The 16500-nt window shown below is 68.6% G+C and carries 19 protein-coding genes; 13 read left to right on the forward strand and 6 right to left on the reverse strand.

The features are described from left to right. Positions 1 to 5: 5 nt before the first annotated feature. Positions 6 to 767: an SDR family NAD(P)-dependent oxidoreductase gene (locus tag G6N30_RS26355; RefSeq protein WP_134055949.1), complete on the reverse strand. Its 762-nt coding sequence runs from the start codon at positions 765 to 767 to the stop codon at positions 6 to 8. A gap of 119 nt (positions 768 to 886) precedes the next feature. Between G6N30_RS26355 and G6N30_RS26360 the strand changes: the two genes are divergently transcribed. Both G6N30_RS26360 and G6N30_RS26365 read left to right on the forward strand, forming a co-directional pair. Then, positions 887 to 1963 (forward strand): helix-turn-helix transcriptional regulator, encoded by a 1077-nt coding sequence (locus tag G6N30_RS26360; protein WP_134055947.1) that lies wholly within the window; start codon positions 887 to 889, stop codon positions 1961 to 1963. Continuing rightward, positions 1963 to 2664, forward strand: a complete 702-nt coding sequence (locus G6N30_RS26365) for a GAF and ANTAR domain-containing protein (RefSeq protein ID WP_134055945.1) — start codon at positions 1963 to 1965, stop codon at positions 2662 to 2664. The genes G6N30_RS26360 and G6N30_RS26365 overlap by 1 nt, the downstream gene beginning before the upstream one ends. Before the next feature lie 203 nt (positions 2665 to 2867). Here the strand turns inward: G6N30_RS26365 and G6N30_RS26370 are convergent, their stop codons facing one another. From G6N30_RS26370 to G6N30_RS26380, 3 genes are read right to left on the reverse strand one after another with little or no spacing between them, the layout of a single operon-like run. Further along, positions 2868 to 3626: an STAS domain-containing protein gene (locus G6N30_RS26370; protein ID WP_134055941.1), complete on the reverse strand. Its 759-nt coding sequence runs from the start codon at positions 3624 to 3626 to the stop codon at positions 2868 to 2870. Further along, on the reverse strand, positions 3616 to 3762 hold the full coding sequence (locus G6N30_RS26375; RefSeq protein WP_163687826.1) for a hypothetical protein: 147 nt from the start codon (positions 3760 to 3762) through the stop codon (positions 3616 to 3618). The genes G6N30_RS26370 and G6N30_RS26375 overlap by 11 nt, the downstream gene beginning before the upstream one ends. 40 nt (positions 3763 to 3802) lie before the next feature. Then, positions 3803 to 4669, reverse strand: coding sequence for an LLM class flavin-dependent oxidoreductase (locus tag G6N30_RS26380; protein WP_134055939.1), 867 nt, complete (start codon positions 4667 to 4669; stop codon positions 3803 to 3805). Positions 4670 to 4772: 103 nt separating this feature from the next. Between G6N30_RS26380 and G6N30_RS26385 the strand changes: the two genes are divergently transcribed. The 8 genes from G6N30_RS26385 (at position 4773) to G6N30_RS26420 (ending at position 12036) form a co-directional block, all read left to right on the forward strand. Further along, entirely contained in the window at positions 4773 to 5042 is a 270-nt protein-coding gene (locus tag G6N30_RS26385; protein ID WP_134055936.1) for a DUF4235 domain-containing protein, read from the forward strand. A 23-nt stretch (positions 5043 to 5065) separates the two neighbouring features. Then, positions 5066 to 6229 carry an MFS transporter gene (locus tag G6N30_RS26390; RefSeq protein ID WP_134055935.1) on the forward strand — a complete coding sequence of 388 codons (1164 nt, stop codon included), beginning with the start codon at positions 5066 to 5068 and terminating at the stop codon, positions 6227 to 6229. A gap of 32 nt (positions 6230 to 6261) precedes the next feature. Further along, positions 6262 to 8031 carry a thiamine pyrophosphate-requiring protein gene (locus tag G6N30_RS26395; protein WP_134055933.1) on the forward strand — a complete coding sequence of 590 codons (1770 nt, stop codon included), beginning with the start codon at positions 6262 to 6264 and terminating at the stop codon, positions 8029 to 8031. Positions 8032 to 8110: 79 nt separating this feature from the next. Continuing rightward, entirely contained in the window at positions 8111 to 9163 is a 1053-nt protein-coding gene (locus G6N30_RS26400; RefSeq protein ID WP_134055931.1) for a YihY/virulence factor BrkB family protein, read from the forward strand. 28 nt (positions 9164 to 9191) lie between these two features. Continuing rightward, positions 9192 to 9929 carry a precorrin-6A synthase (deacetylating) gene (cobF, locus tag G6N30_RS26405; protein WP_134055929.1) on the forward strand — a complete coding sequence of 246 codons (738 nt, stop codon included), beginning with the start codon at positions 9192 to 9194 and terminating at the stop codon, positions 9927 to 9929. A gap of 18 nt (positions 9930 to 9947) precedes the next feature. Further along, positions 9948 to 10343 (forward strand): phage holin family protein, encoded by a 396-nt coding sequence (locus G6N30_RS26410; protein ID WP_134055927.1) that lies wholly within the window; start codon positions 9948 to 9950, stop codon positions 10341 to 10343. A gap of 15 nt (positions 10344 to 10358) precedes the next feature. Further along, positions 10359 to 11222 carry an Fpg/Nei family DNA glycosylase gene (locus G6N30_RS26415; RefSeq protein WP_134055925.1) on the forward strand — a complete coding sequence of 288 codons (864 nt, stop codon included), beginning with the start codon at positions 10359 to 10361 and terminating at the stop codon, positions 11220 to 11222. 73 nt (positions 11223 to 11295) lie between these two features. Continuing rightward, positions 11296 to 12036 (forward strand): SDR family oxidoreductase, encoded by a 741-nt coding sequence (locus tag G6N30_RS26420; RefSeq protein WP_134055923.1) that lies wholly within the window; start codon positions 11296 to 11298, stop codon positions 12034 to 12036. A 45-nt stretch (positions 12037 to 12081) separates the two neighbouring features. On the opposite strand, the gene G6N30_RS26425 is transcribed toward G6N30_RS26420, so the two are convergent. Beyond that, positions 12082 to 12405 (reverse strand): Rossmann-fold NAD(P)-binding domain-containing protein, encoded by a 324-nt coding sequence (locus G6N30_RS26425; protein ID WP_134055921.1) that lies wholly within the window; start codon positions 12403 to 12405, stop codon positions 12082 to 12084. A 12-nt stretch (positions 12406 to 12417) separates the two neighbouring features. Here G6N30_RS26425 and G6N30_RS26430 point away from each other — a divergent pair, with 12 nt between their 5' ends. After that, on the forward strand, positions 12418 to 12729 hold the full coding sequence (locus G6N30_RS26430; protein ID WP_134055919.1) for a helix-turn-helix transcriptional regulator: 312 nt from the start codon (positions 12418 to 12420) through the stop codon (positions 12727 to 12729). Further along, positions 12704 to 13249, forward strand: a complete 546-nt coding sequence (locus tag G6N30_RS26435) for a hypothetical protein (RefSeq protein WP_134055917.1) — start codon at positions 12704 to 12706, stop codon at positions 13247 to 13249. Before G6N30_RS26430 ends, G6N30_RS26435 begins: the two co-directional genes overlap by 26 nt. A 54-nt stretch (positions 13250 to 13303) precedes the next feature. On the opposite strand, the gene pgi is transcribed toward G6N30_RS26435, so the two are convergent. After that, the gene (pgi, locus tag G6N30_RS26440) at positions 13304 to 14980 is read right to left on the reverse strand and encodes a glucose-6-phosphate isomerase (RefSeq protein ID WP_134055915.1); all 1677 of its coding nucleotides are present in this window, start codon (positions 14978 to 14980) and stop codon (positions 13304 to 13306) included. A gap of 50 nt (positions 14981 to 15030) precedes the next feature. Between pgi and G6N30_RS26445 the strand changes: the two genes are divergently transcribed. Further along, on the forward strand, positions 15031 to 16479 hold the full coding sequence (locus G6N30_RS26445) for an NAD-dependent succinate-semialdehyde dehydrogenase (RefSeq protein WP_134055913.1): 1449 nt from the start codon (positions 15031 to 15033) through the stop codon (positions 16477 to 16479). Positions 16480 to 16500: the final 21 nt, after the last annotated feature.

Genomic DNA, 16500 nt, shown 5'->3' on the forward strand with positions numbered 1-16500 from the left:
GTCGTCTAGGTGATGGTGACGCCGCCGTCGACGACGATGGTCTGCCCGGTCACGTAGCCACCGGCCGCACTGGCCAGCCACACGAGCGTGGCCGCGAGCTCCTCCGGGTCGCCGGTGCGGCCCAGTACCGAACGCTCGATGACGCTCTCGAGGTAACCCGGCTTGTACTGGTCGGTCATCTCCGATTTGAAGAACCCGGGTGCGATGGCGTTGACTCGGATGCCCTTGCGAGTTCCCCACTGCTGGGCCAGATCTCGCGTCAGACCGGCGATCGCCGCCTTGCTCGCGCTGTAGGCCGCCTGCGGCAGACCGGCCGTCGTGATGCCGAGGATGCTCGAGATGTTGACCACCGAACTGCCCGGCGTCATCACCCGTCCGCAGGCCTGCGCGGCCCAGTACGCCCCGTGGAGGTTGACGTCGACCACGGCCCGGAATTCGTCCGGCGTCTCGCGCGTGGCCGGCACCGCGGTGCCGATGCCCGCGTTGTTCACCAGCACGTCGACGTGCCCGAACTCGGCCATCGCCGTGTCGACCATCGCCTGGCATTGCGCGGGGTCGGCGACGTCGGTGGCCACCGACAGCGCGCGGCGGCCCGAGGAGCGCACCAGTTCCGCGGTGCCCTCCAGCTTGTCGGCGCGGCGCGCGGCCAGCACGACGTCCGCGCCGGCCTCCGCGCACGCCTTGGCGAACGCGACGCCGAGACCCGAGGAGGCGCCGGTGACGATGACGACCTTGTCGTCGAGACGGAATCTGTCGAGAACGGACATGGGGGTCATCCCATCACATGGGCACCGCGCCGCCGTCTCAGACATCGACGTGGGCCCTCGGCTAGAGTGATGATCATTCGGGGGTTCAGCGCCAGCCCTGCACTGCGTGACCCGCAGAGGTGAGACCCATATCGACTCTGAGCGCCCACCCTCGTCGTCCCACCCGGACCCGCGTCGAGGTCACCCGGCCCGACGAGGTCGGCGAGTTCCTCGACGAGACCTACGGTGCGCGGCTGCGTCTTTCGCAGACCGCCGACGCCCGGCGCGGCGACGGCCCACTGCTCACCCATGCGCGCGTGGACGCCGGCTCCTTCACGATCGACGACGTCGAACTCGCCGGCCGCGTCGACGTGTCTCCTGATCCGTTGCACAAGGTGGTGGCCGTGTGGACCACCAGCGGCCGCATATCGGGCACCTGCGACGGCCTCAACGGGCGGGCCGGCGCCGGTGAGGTGGCCATGCTCGCCCAGCCTGACCTGCCGTACCGGGCGCAGGCCGAGGACGTGGCGCTCACCTCGGTCCTGCTGGATCCGGCACTCGTGGCGAGGGTCGCCACCGGAACGCCGGAATCGCAGGTGTCGCTGCCCATTCGGTTCGCCACCTTCGAACCCGTCGACGGCAACGCCCACCAAATGTGGCGGCAGACCGTCGAATACGTCAAAACTGTGCTCTTGCAGGATGATTCGGCCGCCACGCCCCTGGTCCTCGGTCATGCCGGCCGGCTGCTCGCGGCTGTCACGCTGTCCGCTTTCGCAGGCGCAAGCGCCGTCGCAGCCAGCGTGCACGACCGCAACGACGCGAAGGATGTCCTGCTTCGCAGGGCCGTCGAGTACATCCACTGCAACGCCGCCGCCGACATCGCACTCGGCGACATCGCGCAGGCCGTGCACGTCTCCCCGCGCGCGGTCCAGTACATGTTCCGCCGACACCTCGACACGACGCCGTTGCAGTACCTACGCGGGCTGCGGTTGCAGCACGCCCACCAGGATCTGCTGGCGGCGGACCGAACACACGAGACGGTGACCCAGATCGCCGCCAAGTGGGGGTTCGCGCACACCGGCCGGTTCGCGGTGGCCTACCGGGAGAAGTTCCGCGTCAGCCCGCACCTCACGCTGCGCGGTGGCGAGAGACCGCACGTCGGGGCTGCTGCGGCAGTAGCGTGTGAGGCGTCAGCCGAGAAGGGTATTACGTGGTGATGGAACGTCGTCGGGAGAGTTCGCTCGCGCAACAGCTCGCCGAGCTGACACGCGACGTCACCGTACGCAACACGGGCGATCCGGCGTCGGCGCTTCACGAGTTGGTCGGGAGCGCCACGGACTACGTTCCCGGCGCACAGTACGTCGGTATCACGTTGGCCGCGCGCGGCGGTTCCGTCGAATCCGTCGCCGCCACCCACCGGTACGCAGAGCTACTGGACGAGATCCAGGAGAAGTTCCAGGAGGGCCCATGCCTGTCCGCCGCCTGGAATCAGCAGACAATCGAGGTTCCCGACCTCAGTAAGGACAGCCGCTGGCCCAAATACCGACGCGAGGCCACCGCCTCGACGCCGGTCCGGTCAATCCTGTCCTACCAACTGTTCACGGGGGCGAAAAAAGTCGGGGCGCTCAACTTTTATGCGGACAACCCGGGTGCGTTCGAGCCCCGGGATGTGGAACTCGGTCTCGTCTTCGCCACCCACGTCGCGATCACCTGGAACATGGTGCTGCTCGACAAGCAGATGCGCAGCGCGCTGGCTTCTCGCGACATCATCGGTCAGGCCAAGGGCATCATCATGGAACGCTTCGACGTCGACGCCGTACGCGCCTTCGAGTTGCTCAAGCGGCTGTCCCAGGATTCGAACGTCCCACTGGTGACCGTCGCCGAGCGGTTGGTGACCGCCGACCATCCCTCGCGATGACGACGTCGGAGGACCGGCACGGCGACCCCGTGGTACGCCGGGAGGCGGCGCGGAAACGGGCTGACGAACTGCGCTTGCAGCCGGTGAAGTCGAAGCAGCGGGTATCCCGCAGATAGCGCAGGAGAGCTTCGAACGCGTCGTCACTCTCGCCGGTCACCATGGTCCCGTCGCCCCCAGTCTTGGGCGAATCAGATACCGGGGCTTTACAGGCGGTTCTCCGGGCCGAGCAGCGCCCACACCGCTTTTCCGGTCGACGTCGGGGCGTTGCCCCACGTCCGGCACAGCGCGGCGACGATCTTCAGCCCGGACGTCACCTCGACCGCGTCGACGCGTTCACGCACGTTCGCGGGCGCGTGGCTGGCATCCTCGACGGCCACCGTGACGGTGGTGCCGTCGGTTTCCAGGCGTAGGCTCGGTCGGCTCTCGGTGTGCTGCAACGCGTTCTCGATGAACGCCGTGGCGACCACCTTGGCCACCGGGATCATCGCGCTCTGCGACCAGGCCGTCAGCCATTGCTCTACGAGTCGCCGGGACTGGATGAGGCTCGCAGTCTCCGCCGACAGGTCGGCCCGCGCGCGGTGCCGGTAGCGAGGTGGCTCGGCAGCGCTCAAGGCGGCGAGGGCGTCGTCGACGGTCGGATACAGCGGCACGTAGCGAGCGATCCCGTTGCGCTTGATCGCCGAGCGCCCCGAATCATGCTCGCAGACAAGCAGGATCGGCACCTCCGGCCAGCGGGCGACATGCCAGCGCGCGCTGGTGAACACCGCCCACGCCGATTCGGCGGGCACGTCAAGTCCGGTGACGTCGACGACGACCGCTGCCGGGCTCTCCAGAGCCGCTTTGATGACCCTGTCCCGCAGCGTCCGATACGTTCTGCTGTCCAGAGTTCCGCGAATGGTGAGGACCGCTGGGTCGCCGACAACCGTCGCGGCGAACGTGAGGCCAGTGTCGTCAGCTCTCACCGTGCTCACCGTCGACAGTGGGGGTCGAGGCCAGCCGGTCGCCCACAATGGTCAGCGCCTCGACGCCACCCCCGGACGCGCCGACGGCCACCACGCCGCGCGGCGCGCCGTCGTGATGCCCATCAACACCATCCATAGACCCCGGAGTACCCAACGCCCGGCCGGCGAACCGCCCGCTACACCTTCGCCATGACGTTCTCGGCGAACCATTCCAGGTTACGGATCTTGTCGGCCAGCGGTTCGGTGTCCGGCCCGGTGATGTAGGGGATCCGGAAGCCGACGATCACGTCGGTGACGCCCTTGTCCTCCAGTCGTTTGATGCCGTCGACGCTGAACGCGTCGACCGAGATGACGTGGATCTCGAACGGTCCTGTCTGCCCCTGTTCCTCGCGGAACCGGTTGAGCTTGGCGATCAGCCCGTCGAGCTCTTCCGGATCGCCGCCGCCGTGCATCCAGCCGTCGCAGCGTGCGGCCCGTCTGAGTGCGGCGTCGGCGTGGCCGCCGACAAGGATCGGCACCGGCTTCGTCGGAGCCGGTGTCATCTTGGTCTTGGGGATGTCGTAGAACTCGCCGTGGAACTCGAAGTACTCACCGGTGGTCAGACCCCGGATGATCTCGATGCACTCGTCCATCCGCTTGCCGCGCTTGGAGAACGGCACGTTCATCAGCTCGTAGTCCTCCGGCCAGGGGCTGGTACCGACGCCCAGACCCAACCGGTTGTCGAACAGCGCGGCCAGCGACCCCGCCTGCTTGGCGACCAGCGCCGGCGGACGGATCGGCAGCTTGAGCACGAAGAAGTTGAAGCGCAGCGTCGTGGTGACCGCGCACAGGGCGCTCGCGAGCACGAACGACTCGATGAAAGCCTTGCCGTCCAAGAACTCTCGGCTGCCGTCCGGAGTGTAGGGATACGTGGAATCGGATTCGAAGGGGTAGGCGACGCTGTCGGGGATCGTCATCGCGTCGTAGCCCGCCGCCTCGGCGGCCTTGGCCAGTGGGATGTAGTACGTCGGGTCGGTCATCGCCTCGGCGTAGGTGAACCGCACATCGCCTCCTCGGGGTTCGGGTGCCGCGGATACGCGGCTTGCGAATACTAGAACGTGTTCTAGTCCCATGTTTGAAGAATGCACAGTCGGGAACGCCACCGCCGTGAGCGCAGCGAAAACCTTCTACAAGCCCCTGGCCCTGGCGAGCAGCATCGGGGGAGGTCTGATCGCCGGCAAGATCTTCTCCGAGATCTGGCAGCGTGCGAATCCGGCGGGCACCGAACCGCCGGACCCCGAGGACCTGCAGAGCTCCGCGAAGGAGATCTTCATTGCCGCCGCCATCCAGGGTCTGATCGTCGGCATCGTCCGCGCCGCGCTCGCGCGCGGACAGGCAAAGGGATTCGCCGCGATCGCGAAGGAGAATCCGGAGTAGCCGACTGCGGCATCATGTCCTAGGTGCGCACCCGGCGGACCTGGCTCACCCGTAACGTCCGGCTGCTGTCGGCGGTGTCGTTCTTGCAGGACGCCGCCAGTGAACTGCTCTACCCGCTGCTGCCGATCTACCTCACGTCGGTGCTGGGCGCACCGGCCGCGGTCGTCGGCGCCGTGGAGGGCGTCGCCGAAGGCGCGGCGTCGCTGACCAAGCTGGCGTCCGGTCCGCTCGGCGACCGGTTCGCCCGGCGGCCGCTGATCGCCACCGGATACGGGATGGCAGCCCTCGGCAAGGTCATCGTGGCCGCTGCCGGAACGTGGCCGGGTGTGCTGGCCGGCCGGGTCACCGACCGGCTCGGCAAGGGAGTTCGTGGCGCACCGCGGGACGCGCTGCTGGTCGCCGACGTGGACGCCGCCGCCACGGGACGGGTGTTCGGTTTCCACCGGGCCATGGACACCCTCGGTGCGGTGGTGGGCCCACTGCTCGGCCTCGCCGGCTACGAACTGCTCGACCACCAGATCGCGCCGCTGCTCTGGGTGGCGGTCGTTCCGGCGGTGCTGTCGGTCGGGCTCGTGTTCCTGGTCCGCGAACACACCCGTCCCGCGCCGACGGTGCCCCGGGCCTCGATGTTCGCCCGGGTCAGGGATCTGCCGCGGCGCTACTGGCGGGTGACCGCGCTGCTGGTCGCCTTCGGCGTCATCAACTTCCCCGATGCGCTGCTCCTGTTGCGGCTCAACGAGATCGGCTTCTCCATCGTCGAGGTGATCCTCGCCTACGTGGGCTACAACGTCGTCTACGCGGTGGCGAGCTATCCCGCCGGGATCCTGGCCGATCGCGTCGGCAAGCGGGCGGTGTTCGCCATCGGTCTGGCGTTCTTCGCGATCGGCTACACCGGGTTGGGCCTGACCACCGACACCCTCGCCGCGTGGCTGCTGATCGGTGTGTACGGACTGTTCACCGCGTGCACCGACGGCGTCGGCAAAGCGTGGATCTCCTCGCTGGTGGGCTCCGATGTACAGGCCAGCGCGCAGGGAGTGTTCCAGGGCGCCAGCGGTTTCGCGGTCCTGGTGGCCGGGGTGTGGGCGGGTCTGCTGTGGGGCGCCGACGGCACCGTCCCGCTGCTGATCTCGGGCATGGCTGGGGCGGGCTTCGCGATCGCCGTCGCGGTAGTGGCCGTCCGGCGCTGATTGGTGCACGCTCCGGTGGGTATGCCGCGGCCATGACCGATCTGGTGGCAGACGCATTGGTGGCCCGGCTGCGCGACTGGGGCGCCGACCGGGTGTTCGGATACGCCGGCGACGGCATCAACACCCTGCTCGGTGCGTTACAGCGTTCGCGCGCACCGGAATTCGTCTCCACCCGGCATGAGGAACTCGCGGCGTTCATGGCGTGCGGGCACGCCAAGTACACCGGCCGGGTGGGCGTCTGCATGGCCACCCAGGGACCCGGCGCCATCCATCTGCTCGCCGGCCTGTACGACGCCAAACTGGACCGGCGGCCCGTGGTGGCGATCGTGGGGCAGGTCGTCTCGACGGCGCTGGGCAGCGGTTACCTCCAGGAGGTCGACCTGCACGCGCTGTTCAAAGACGTGTGCGGCCAGTACGTGCAGACGGTGTTCGCGCCCGAGCAGGCGATGATGGCGCTCGACAATGCGATGCGCACGGCGATCGCCACGTCGACGCCGACCTGCCTGATCATCCCGCACGACGTGCAGCAGGCCGAGATGCCCGACGAATTGGAGCACAGCCACGGTGTCGTGCCGTCGGCCGCCGTGAGCGCCAAGGCCAGGATCAGCGCGCCCGACGAGCAGGTGCGCCGGGCCGCCGATGTGCTCAACGCGGGCGAGCGGGTCGCGCTGCTGGTGGGCCGGGGCGCGGCCGGCGCCGCCGCCGAGATCGCCCAGGTGGTCGACACGCTCGGCGCCGGTGTCACGACGTCGCTGCTGGGCAAACCGGTACTCGACGAGGGCGAGCCCTGGCACACCGGCGTGATGGGCCACCTCGGCACCACCGCGAGCGCCGAGCTGATGACGAACTGCGACACGCTGCTGATCGTCGGCTCCAACGATCCGTGGACCGAGTTCTACCCCGCGCCCGGCCAGGCCAGGGCCGTCCAGATCGACATCCAGCCCCGCGTCATCGGCGCGAAGTACCCCGTCGAGGCGCCGGTGGTCGGGCAAGCGGCACAAGCGCTTTCGGCCTTGTCGGCATTGCTCGAACGAAAACAGGACCGGCGCTGGCAGGAGCAGGTGCACCAGTGGCGGCAGCGGTGGCAGGAGGACGCGGAGCGGCGCGCCGCGGCCGACACCACCGATGCGAACCCCGAGGCCGTGGTGCGGGCGCTGTCCGACCACCTGCCCGCCGACGCCCGGGTCGCCGTCGACACCGGATCGTCCACCTACTGGTACGCGCGGCACCTCCGGCTACCACCCGGCGTGCCTGCCCACCTCTCGGGGTACCTCGCCTCGATGGGCTGCGCACTGCCCTACGGCGTGGCCGCCAAACTCGATGCGCCGCAACGGCCCGTGGTGGCGCTGGCCGGCGACGGGGCCATGCAGATGGGCGGTCTGCTCGAACTCATCACGATCGCCGACCGGTGGCGCTCGTGGGAGGATCCGCGGTTCGTCGTGCTCGTGCTGCACAACGCCGACCTCACCGAGGTGTCGTGGGAACAGCGGGAGATGGAAGGCAACCCGCGCTTCACGGCGTCCCAGGACGTGCCGCGGTTCCCCTATGCCGACTACGCGGAACTGCTTGGCCTGCACGGTATCCGGTTGACCGACTCGGCGGAGGCCGACGACGCGTGGCGCAAGGCCCTCGCGGCCGACCGGCCGACGGTCATCGAAGCGGTGGTCGACCCCGGGACCCCGCTGCTGCCGCCGCTGATGCCGGAGAGCAAGACCGACAAGGTGCTCGGGGCGCTCGACCGGGAGGGAGCGACCGCGGCGCGCGAGCGGGTCACCGATCAGCGGCGCCACGAACAGGATTGATCCACCAGGGGCGGGTGCGCGACGCGACGTGACCGGCGTCCCGAGTTTGGGATACGGCCGCTCGGGTAGAGACCGAGGCATGGCCGAAGATGCGTCCACGAAGGACAACGCACCCGACCCGGACGATCCGCGCAAGCCGGATTCGCCGACGGATCTGACCAAACCGTCGACGCTGTACGTGCTGCGCAAGACCGCCCGCGAATTCGGCCACGACCAGTGCACCGACCTGGCGGCCGCGCTCACCTATTACGCCGTGCTGTCGCTGTTCCCCGCGGTGCTGGTGATGGTCTCCCTGCTCGGCGTGTTCGGCCAGGGCCGACGCACCACCGACGCGCTGCTGGAGATCGTCTCGGACGTGGCACCGGCCTCGACCGTCGACACCCTGCGCCCCACCATCGAACAACTGGTCAATTCCCCCTCGGCCGGCTTCGCGCTGGTGATCGGCATCCTCACCGCACTCTGGTCGGCGTCGGGGTACGTCGGCGCGTTCGGCCGGGCGATGAACCGGATCTACGAGGTCGAGGAGGGCAGGCCGGTCTGGAAGCTGCGCCCGCTGCAACTCGTGCTCACCTTCGCCGCGCTGCTCGGGGCGGCGCTCGTGGCGTTCATGCTCGCGGTGAGCGGGCCGGTGGCCGAAGCCATGGGCAACGCGATCGGCCTCGGCGACGCGGCGGTGACCGTATGGAGCATCGCGCGCTGGCCGGTGATCCTGCTGCTCGTCGTCATCGCCGTCGCGGTGCTCTACTACGTCACCCCCAACGTGCAGCAACCGAAGTTCCGGTGGATCAGCCTCGGTGCGGGGCTGGCCATCCTCACCTGGATCGTGGCATCGGTGATCTTCGGGATCTACGTCGCCAACTTCAGCAGCTACAACAAGACCTACGGGACGCTGGCCGGCGTCATCATCTTCCTGCTGTGGTTGTGGATCACCAACCTCGCGCTGCTGTTCGGTGCGGAACTGGACGCCGAACTTGAACGGGGCCGCCAGCTGCAGGCCGGGTTGCCCGCCGAGCGCGAACTGCAGCTGCCGCCGCGCGACACCCGCGTGATCGAGAAGAAGGAAGCCGCCTTCGAGGAGGACGTCAAGCGCGCCAAGGCGTTGCGGCGCAGCCGGGGACGCGACGACGGCTGACGCTGGCCCGTCGCGCATACTCACCTGCGTGACCCGACGGATCCACGTCATCGGCATCGGCGCAGGCGACCCGGACTACGTGACCGCCCAGGCCGTCGCGGCGCTCAACGACACCGACGTGTTCTTCGCCATGGACAAGGGCGAGGCCAAAGACGAGCTCGTCGCGCTACGGCGCCTCATCTGCGAACGGTTCATCACCGAACCCGGCTACCGCTTCGTCGAGATGCCCGACCCGGTGCGGGCCAAGACGGGTGACTACCGCCAGGCGGTCGACGACTGGCACGCCGCCCGGGCGCGGCTGTGGGCTGAGGCGATCGAGTCCGAGCTACCCGCCGGCGGCGTCGGCGCGTTCCTCGCCTGGGGCGACCCCTCGCTCTACGACAGCACGCTGCGCATCCTCGACCGGGTGGCTGCCCACGTCGACATCGACTACGACGTCATCCCCGGCGTCACCGCCGTCCAGGCACTCACCGCGCGTCACCGCATCCCGCTCAACGACGTCGGCGAACCGGTGCTCATCACCACCGGCCGCCGCCTGCGCGAGCAGGGGCTGACGGGCACCGCGGTGGTGATGCTCGACGGCGATTGCGCGTTCATGCAGACCTCCGCGCAAACCCGGATCTGGTGGGGCGCCTACCTGGGCACCGGCGACGAACTGCTGGTGTCCGGCACCGTCGGCGAGGTGGGGGAGCGCATCGTCGGGCTGCGCGCCGAGGCACGGGCCCGGCACGGCTGGATCATGGACACCTACCTGCTTCGCGGCTGAGCGTGCGAAGATCAGCCCGTGGGTAGCTTCCTGCTGCGGGCCGCGGTCACCGGGGTGGCACTGTGGGTGGTGACGCAACTGGTCAACGGCATGGAGTTCGTCGGCGGCGACAACACACTGCAGCGCATCGGGATCATCTTCGTCGTCGCGGTGGTGTTCGGGCTGGTCAACGCCATCGTCAAGCCGATCGTGCAGCTGATGTCGATCCCGCTGTACATCCTCACCCTCGGGTTGTTCCACATCGTCATCAACGCGCTGATGCTGTGGTTGACCGCGTGGATCACCGAGCACACCACCCACTGGGGGCTCTACATCGACGACTTCTGGTGGACGGCGATCTGGGCCGGCATCCTGCTGTCGATCGTGAGTTGGGTGCTGTCTTTGCTCAGTGGCGGTCTCCTTTCGCGCGACTGACGGCACACTGGACCCATGCCGGAACTGCCCGAGGTCGAAGCACTGGCCGACCATCTACGGCGCCACGCCGTCGGACTGCCGATCGGACGCGTCGACGTGTCGGCGTTCTCGGTGCTCAAGACGTTCGACCCGCCGATCACCGCACTGCACGGCCGCGAGGTCACCGACGCCCACCGCTGGGGGAAGTACCTCGGCCTGCAGGCCGGCGACCTGTACCTGATCACCCATCTGTCGCGCGCCGGCTGGCTGCGCTGGTCGGACAAACTGGCCGCCGCGCCGCTGAAACCCGGTAAGGGACCGATCGCGCTGCGGGTGCACCTCGGCACACCCGGTCACGCGCCCGGCTTCGACCTCACCGAGGCGGGCACGCAGAAGCGCCTGGCGGTGTGGCTGGTGCCGGATCCCTCTGCGGTGCCCGGAATCGCGACGCTCGGGCCCGACGCGCTCGAGCTGACCGCCGAAGACCTCGGCGCGCTGCTCGCCGGGCAAGGCGGACGGATCAAGACCGTCATCACCGACCAGAAGGTGATCGCCGGAATCGGTAACGCCTACAGCGACGAGATCCTGCACGTCGCGCAGCTGTCGCCGTTCGCGACCGCCAACAAGCTGACCGCCGCGCAGCTCGGCTCCCTGCACGACGCGATGATCTCGGTGCTCACCGACGCCGTGTCCCGGTCCGTGGGCCAGCAGGCGGCGACGCTGAAGGGGGAGAAGCGGTCCGGGCTGCGGGTGCACGCGCGGACCGGGCTGCCGTGTCCGGTGTGCGGGGACACCGTGCGCGAGGTGTCGTTCGCCGACAAGTCATTCCAGTACTGCCCGACGTGTCAGACCGGCGGCCGGGTGCTCGCCGACCGGCGGATGTCGCGCCTGCTGAAGTAGTGGTGATTTCGGTGTCGTCGGTCGCGGTGGGCGCGATCGACTGCACCGAAATCGCCGCCGTTACGCTGCCCGCATGACCCGACAGAAGATCCTGATCACCGGGGCAAGCTCCGGGCTCGGCGCCGGGATGGCCCGTGCGTTCGCCGCCAAGGGTCGCGACCTCGCGCTCTGCGCGCGCCGCACCGAACGCCTCGACGCGCTGAAAGCTGAACTCATGCAACGGTATCCGGACATCACGGTTGCGGTCGCCGAACTCGACGTCAACGACCACGACCAGGTGCCGAAGGTCTTCGCGGCTCTCGCCGACGAACTCGGCGGCATCGACCGCGTGATCGTCAACGCCGGTGTGGGCAAGGGCGCGACCCTGGGGTCGGGCAAGCTGTGGGCCAACAAGGCGACCATCGAGACCAACCTCGTCGCCGCGCTCGTGCAGATCGAGACGGCGCTCGAGATGTTCACGCGCGCCGGCGGCGGACACCTCGTGCTGATCTCGTCGGTGCTGGGAAACAAGGGTGTGCCGGGCGTGAAGGCGGCCTATGCCGCGAGTAAGGCCGGGCTGTCGTCGCTGGGGGAGTCGCTGCGGGCGGAGTACGCCAAGGGGCCGATCCGCGTCACCGTCCTCGAACCCGGCTACATCGAATCGGAGATGACCGCCAAATCCGCCTCGACGATGCTGATGACCGACACCGAGACCGGCGTCGCCGCGATGGTCCGGGCGATCGAGAAGGAGGCCGGCCGCGCCGCGGTGCCATGGTGGCCGTGGGCACCGCTGGTGCGGCTGATGCGGGTGCTGCCCGCCAGGTTCTTCGGGTGATCTCGGTGTAGTTCGTCGCGGTGAGCGCGACCAACTACACCGAAATCACGGGAGATTCGTCGCCATCGCACGCTCTCGCCACGGTGCGAGTTCGGCCGCGTCGGTCGCGACGCGGCGCTCGGTCGCCGCGGCCGCGTCGGGTCCGACCGGAAGCCGGGTGAGGGGAGCCCCCGCGGCCACCACGTCGTACAGGAGCGCGGCGAGCTTGTCCGGGTCACCGTCCTGCGTCTGGTCCATCTCGTCGAACTGCGCGACCTGCTCGTGTGCGGGCGTGCCTGCGTAGTCGTCGGCACCCTCGCCGAAGCCGCCCGGCCCGACTGAAGTCGGGCGCAGTGTTGTAAACGCTTGACATATCGTTGGGTTTTCCAAATACTGCGTTATATGAGTCCGGTGAGACGGGGCAAAACGCTTCCCATCCACAACCGCATCGGCGTCCTGCGCGCCGAGCGTCGCATGTCGCGGGCTGAGCTGGCGGAACTGGTCGATGTGAACCCACAGACCGTTGGCGCACTGGAACGCGGGGACCACTACCCGAGCCTCGACCTGGCGTTCCGGATCTGCGACGTCTTCGACCTGCCGGTCGAGGCCGTGTTCTCCCGCACGGAATTCGTCCCACTGTCCGCCGAGCTCTACCGACGAACGAACCGAGCGCAAGGAGGCGACCCCGATGTCCGAGACGTCCGTGCCGACTGACCGAACTCTGATCGACCGATACCAGGACCACCGCACGCGGCGGTTCCTCAAGCACGAGCGCACCTACGCGAGGTTGCTGCCCAGCTGGCGCACGCGACCGCGGCGTCGACTCCTGGTCATCCTGCTGAGCGCGACGTTCACCTTCATGTTCGCGGTGAGTGTGTTGTGCGCGTTCGGAGTCGACTGGGCGCCACTCCTGTGGCTGCCCGCGTGTCTGGTGTTCTTCCCGGCCTGGACCGTGCTGCAGATCGTGTCCGGCCGTCAGGGCGACGCGCCGCAGGCCGCGCTCGACGAATACGAGGTGCAGCAACGCAACAGCGCGCGCTCGATCGGTCTGACCGCAACGCAGTACCTGATGCTCATACCGAGCTTCTACCTGATCGTCGGCGCAACGCTGACCGGCGGCACGGACACGGACATGGCCTATGCCGGCGGGCTGATGGTGCTGACCGTCCTGCTGATCGGCGGATGCCTGCCCGCGATGATCCTCGGCTGGATCCAGCCGGACCCCGAAGCCTAGGCGGAGCGGCCGCGCTCCGCTCGGCTCAGGCGGAGCGGCCGCGCTCCGCGCGGCTCAGGCCGATCGACCTCGCTGCGCTCGGTAGTGGCGCACCAGCGCATCGGTCGAGGTGTCGGACTGCTCGGCGGGCGAATCGTCGCCGGTGAGGACCGGCAGCAGCGCCTTCGCCTGCGTCTTGCCCAGCTCGACCCCCCACTGGTCGAACGAGTCGATACCCCAGACGACGCCCTCGGTGAACACCTGGTGCTCGTAGAGTGCGATCAGCTGACCCACCACCGACGGCGTCAGCTTGGTCGCGAGAATGCTTGTCGTCGGCCGGTTTCCGGGCATCACTTTGTGCGGCACGACGTCGGCGGGGGTGTCCGCTGGAAGATCACGGGCGATTTCCGCCGCATCTCTGCCGAACGCCAGCACCTGCGTCTGGGCGAAGAAATTGCTCATCAACAGGTCGTGCATGCTGCCGGTGCCGTCGGCGGTCGGCAGATCGTCGGTGGGCTCGCTGAACCCGATGAAGTCGGCGGGCACCAGCCGCGTCCCCTGGTGCAGCAGTTGGTAGAACGCGTGTTGGCCGTTGGTGCCCGGCTCACCCCAGAAGATCTCCCCGGTGTCGGTGACGACGGAGGTGCCGTCGGCGCGCACCGACTTGCCGTTCGACTCCATCGTCAACTGCTGCAGATACGCCGCGAACCGCGACAGGTCGTTCGAATACGGCAGCACCGCCCGCGACTGCGCACCGAAGAAGTTCGAATACCAGAGCCCGATCAATCCCAGCAGCGCCGGCGCGTTGGACTCCAGCGGTGCGGTGCGGAAGTGCTCGTCGACGAGGTGGAATCCGGACAGGAACTCCGCGAAGCGCTCCTTGCCGATCGCGGCCATCACGCTCAACCCGATCGCGCTGTCGACCGAGTAGCGCCCGCCCACCCAGTCCCAGAAACCGAACATGTTGTCGGTGTTGATGCCGAACTCGTCGACCAGGCGCTTGTTGGTCGACACGGCGACGAAGTGCTTGCTCACCGCCGAATCGCCCAGCGCAGCGGTCAGCCACCGCCGCGCGGCGGTCGCGTTGGTCAGCGTCTCCAGCGTGGAGAACGTCTTGGAGGCGACGATGAAAAGCGTTGTGGCGGGATTCAGTCCGTCGAGCTTCGCTACCAGGTCGGCCGGGTCGACGTTGGAGACGAACCGCGCCGAGATCCCGGCGTCGGCGTAGTGCCGCAGCGCGTCGTACACCATCACCGGGCCCAGGTCCGAGCCGCCGATGCCGATGTTGACGACGGTCGTGATGCGCTCGCCGGTGGCGCCGGTCCATTCGCCGCTGCGCAGCCGGTCGGTGAAATCGCCCATCCGGTCGAGCACCTCGTGCACGTCGGCGACCACGTCCTGCCCGTCGACGGTCAACTGCGCATCGCGGGGCAGCCGCAGCGCGGTGTGCAGCACCGCGCGGTCCTCGGAGGTGTTGATGTGGACGCCGGAGAACATCGCGTCGCGCCTGGCCTCCAGACCGGCGGCACGGGCCACGTCGACGAGCAGTCGCAGGGTCTCGCGGGTGAGGCGGTGTTTGCTGTAGTCGATGTAGAGGTCGCCCACCGACACGGTGAGTTCGGTACCGCGCGACGGATCCTCGTCGAACAGCTCCCGCAGGTGCGTCCCGGCGATCTGATCGTGGTGCGCTTGCAGCGCCTGCCAGGCCGGGGTGGCTGCGATGTCGGGGATCTGCAGAGCATCGGAATCCATGCCCCAGACCCTAGTGCGGCGACGGAAACGAAGGTGTAAATGATGGAGGTATGGACACCACCGCACTGTTGAAGTCAGTCCCCACCGGCCTGTGGATCGGCGGCGAAGAACGCCAGGCGAAGTCGACGTTCAACGTGCTCGACCCCAGCGACGATCAGGTGATCGCCACGGTCGGCGACGCCACCGCCGAGGACGCGATCGCCGCGCTCGACGCCGCATGCGCGGTCCAGGCCGAATGGGCCGCCACCCCCGCGCGCAAACGCGGCGAGATCCTGCGCTCGGTGTTCGAGGCGATCACCGACAGCGCCGACGACATCGCCGCGCTGATGACCCTCGAGATGGGCAAGGTCTTCGCCGAGAGCAAGGGGGAGGTCACCTACGGCGCCGAGTTCTTCCGCTGGTTCGCCGAGGAGGCGGTCCGCATCGGCGGCCGCTACACCCCGAGCCCGGCCGGGACCGGCCGCATCATCGTCACCAAGCAGCCCGTCGGCCCCTGCTACGCGATCACGCCGTGGAACTTCCCGCTGGCGATGGGCACCCGCAAGATGGGCCCGGCGTTCGCCGCCGGCTGCACGATGATCGTCAAACCCGCCCAGGAAACGCCGCTCACCATGCTGTACCTGGCCAAGCTCATGGCCGACGCCGGCCTGCCCAAGGGTGTGCTGTCGGTGTTGCCGACCAGCAGCCCCGGCCCGGTCACCGAGGCGCTCGTCGACGACGGCCGGCTGCGCAAGCTGACCTTCACCGGCTCCACCGGAGTGGGCAAGGCACTGGTCAAGCAGTCCGCCGACAAGCTGCTGCGCACGTCGATGGAACTCGGCGGCAACGCGCCGTTCATCGTGTTCGACGACGCCGACGTCGACGCCGCCGTCGAGGGCGCGCTGCTGGCCAAGATGCGCAACGGCGGTGAGGCGTGCACCGCGGCCAACCGCTTCCACGTCGCCAACGCCGTCCGCGAGGAGTTCACCGAGAAGCTGGTGAAGCGGATGAGCGAGTACACCCTCGGCAAGGGCCTCGACGAATCGTCCAAGCTGGGGCCGCTGATCAACTCCAAGCAGCTGCAGAAGGTGACCGAGCTGGTCTCCGACGCGGTCTCGCGCGGCGCGACCGTCGCCGTGGGCGGTGTCGCCCCCGGTGGGCCCGGCAACTTCTACCCGGCCACCGTGCTCGCCGACGTCCCCGCAGACGCCCGCATCCTCAAGGAGGAGGTGTTCGGTCCCGTCGCCCCCATCACCGGGTTCGACACCGAGGACGAGGGCGTCGCCGCGGCCAACGACACCGAATACGGGCTCGCCGCCTACGTCTACACCCAGTCGCTGGACCGGGCGCTGCGCGTCGCCGAGGCCATCGAATCCGGCATGGTCGGCGTGAACCGCGGCGTGATCAGCGACGCCGCCGCGCCGTTCGGCGGCATCAAGGAGTCCGGGTTCGGCCGTGAAGGCGGCACCGAGGGCATCGAGGAGTACCTCGACACGAAATACATTGCGCTGACGAACTGATCCCAGGCGCGCCTGCCGGAT

The organism is Mycolicibacterium litorale (assembly GCF_010731695.1).
GTDB classification, from domain to species: Bacteria; Actinomycetota; Actinomycetes; order Mycobacteriales; family Mycobacteriaceae; genus Mycobacterium; species Mycobacterium litorale.

What these genes read in the sequence shown, in the direction of transcription:
- G6N30_RS26375 (WP_163687826.1), bottom strand. Translation starts at nt 3,762, where the DNA reads ATGGATGGTGTTGATGGGCATCACGACGGCGCGCCGCGCGGCGTGGTG.
- G6N30_RS26445 (WP_134055913.1), top strand. Translation starts at nt 15,031, where the DNA reads ATGGACACCACCGCACTGTTGAAGTCAGTCCCCACCGGCCTGTGGATC.
- G6N30_RS26415 (WP_134055925.1), top strand. Translation starts at nt 10,359, where the DNA reads ATGCCGGAACTGCCCGAGGTCGAAGCACTGGCCGACCATCTACGGCGC.
- G6N30_RS26355 (WP_134055949.1), bottom strand. Translation starts at nt 767, where the DNA reads ATGTCCGTTCTCGACAGATTCCGTCTCGACGACAAGGTCGTCATCGTC.
- G6N30_RS26430 (WP_134055919.1), top strand. Translation starts at nt 12,418, where the DNA reads ATGAGTCCGGTGAGACGGGGCAAAACGCTTCCCATCCACAACCGCATC.
- pgi (WP_134055915.1), bottom strand. Translation starts at nt 14,980, where the DNA reads ATGGATTCCGATGCTCTGCAGATCCCCGACATCGCAGCCACCCCGGCC.
- G6N30_RS26400 (WP_134055931.1), top strand. Translation starts at nt 8,111, where the DNA reads ATGGCCGAAGATGCGTCCACGAAGGACAACGCACCCGACCCGGACGAT.
- G6N30_RS26420 (WP_134055923.1), top strand. Translation starts at nt 11,296, where the DNA reads ATGACCCGACAGAAGATCCTGATCACCGGGGCAAGCTCCGGGCTCGGC.
- G6N30_RS26435 (WP_134055917.1), top strand. Translation starts at nt 12,704, where the DNA reads ATGTCCGAGACGTCCGTGCCGACTGACCGAACTCTGATCGACCGATAC.
- G6N30_RS26365 (WP_134055945.1), top strand. Translation starts at nt 1,963, where the DNA reads ATGGAACGTCGTCGGGAGAGTTCGCTCGCGCAACAGCTCGCCGAGCTG.
- G6N30_RS26395 (WP_134055933.1), top strand. Translation starts at nt 6,262, where the DNA reads ATGACCGATCTGGTGGCAGACGCATTGGTGGCCCGGCTGCGCGACTGG.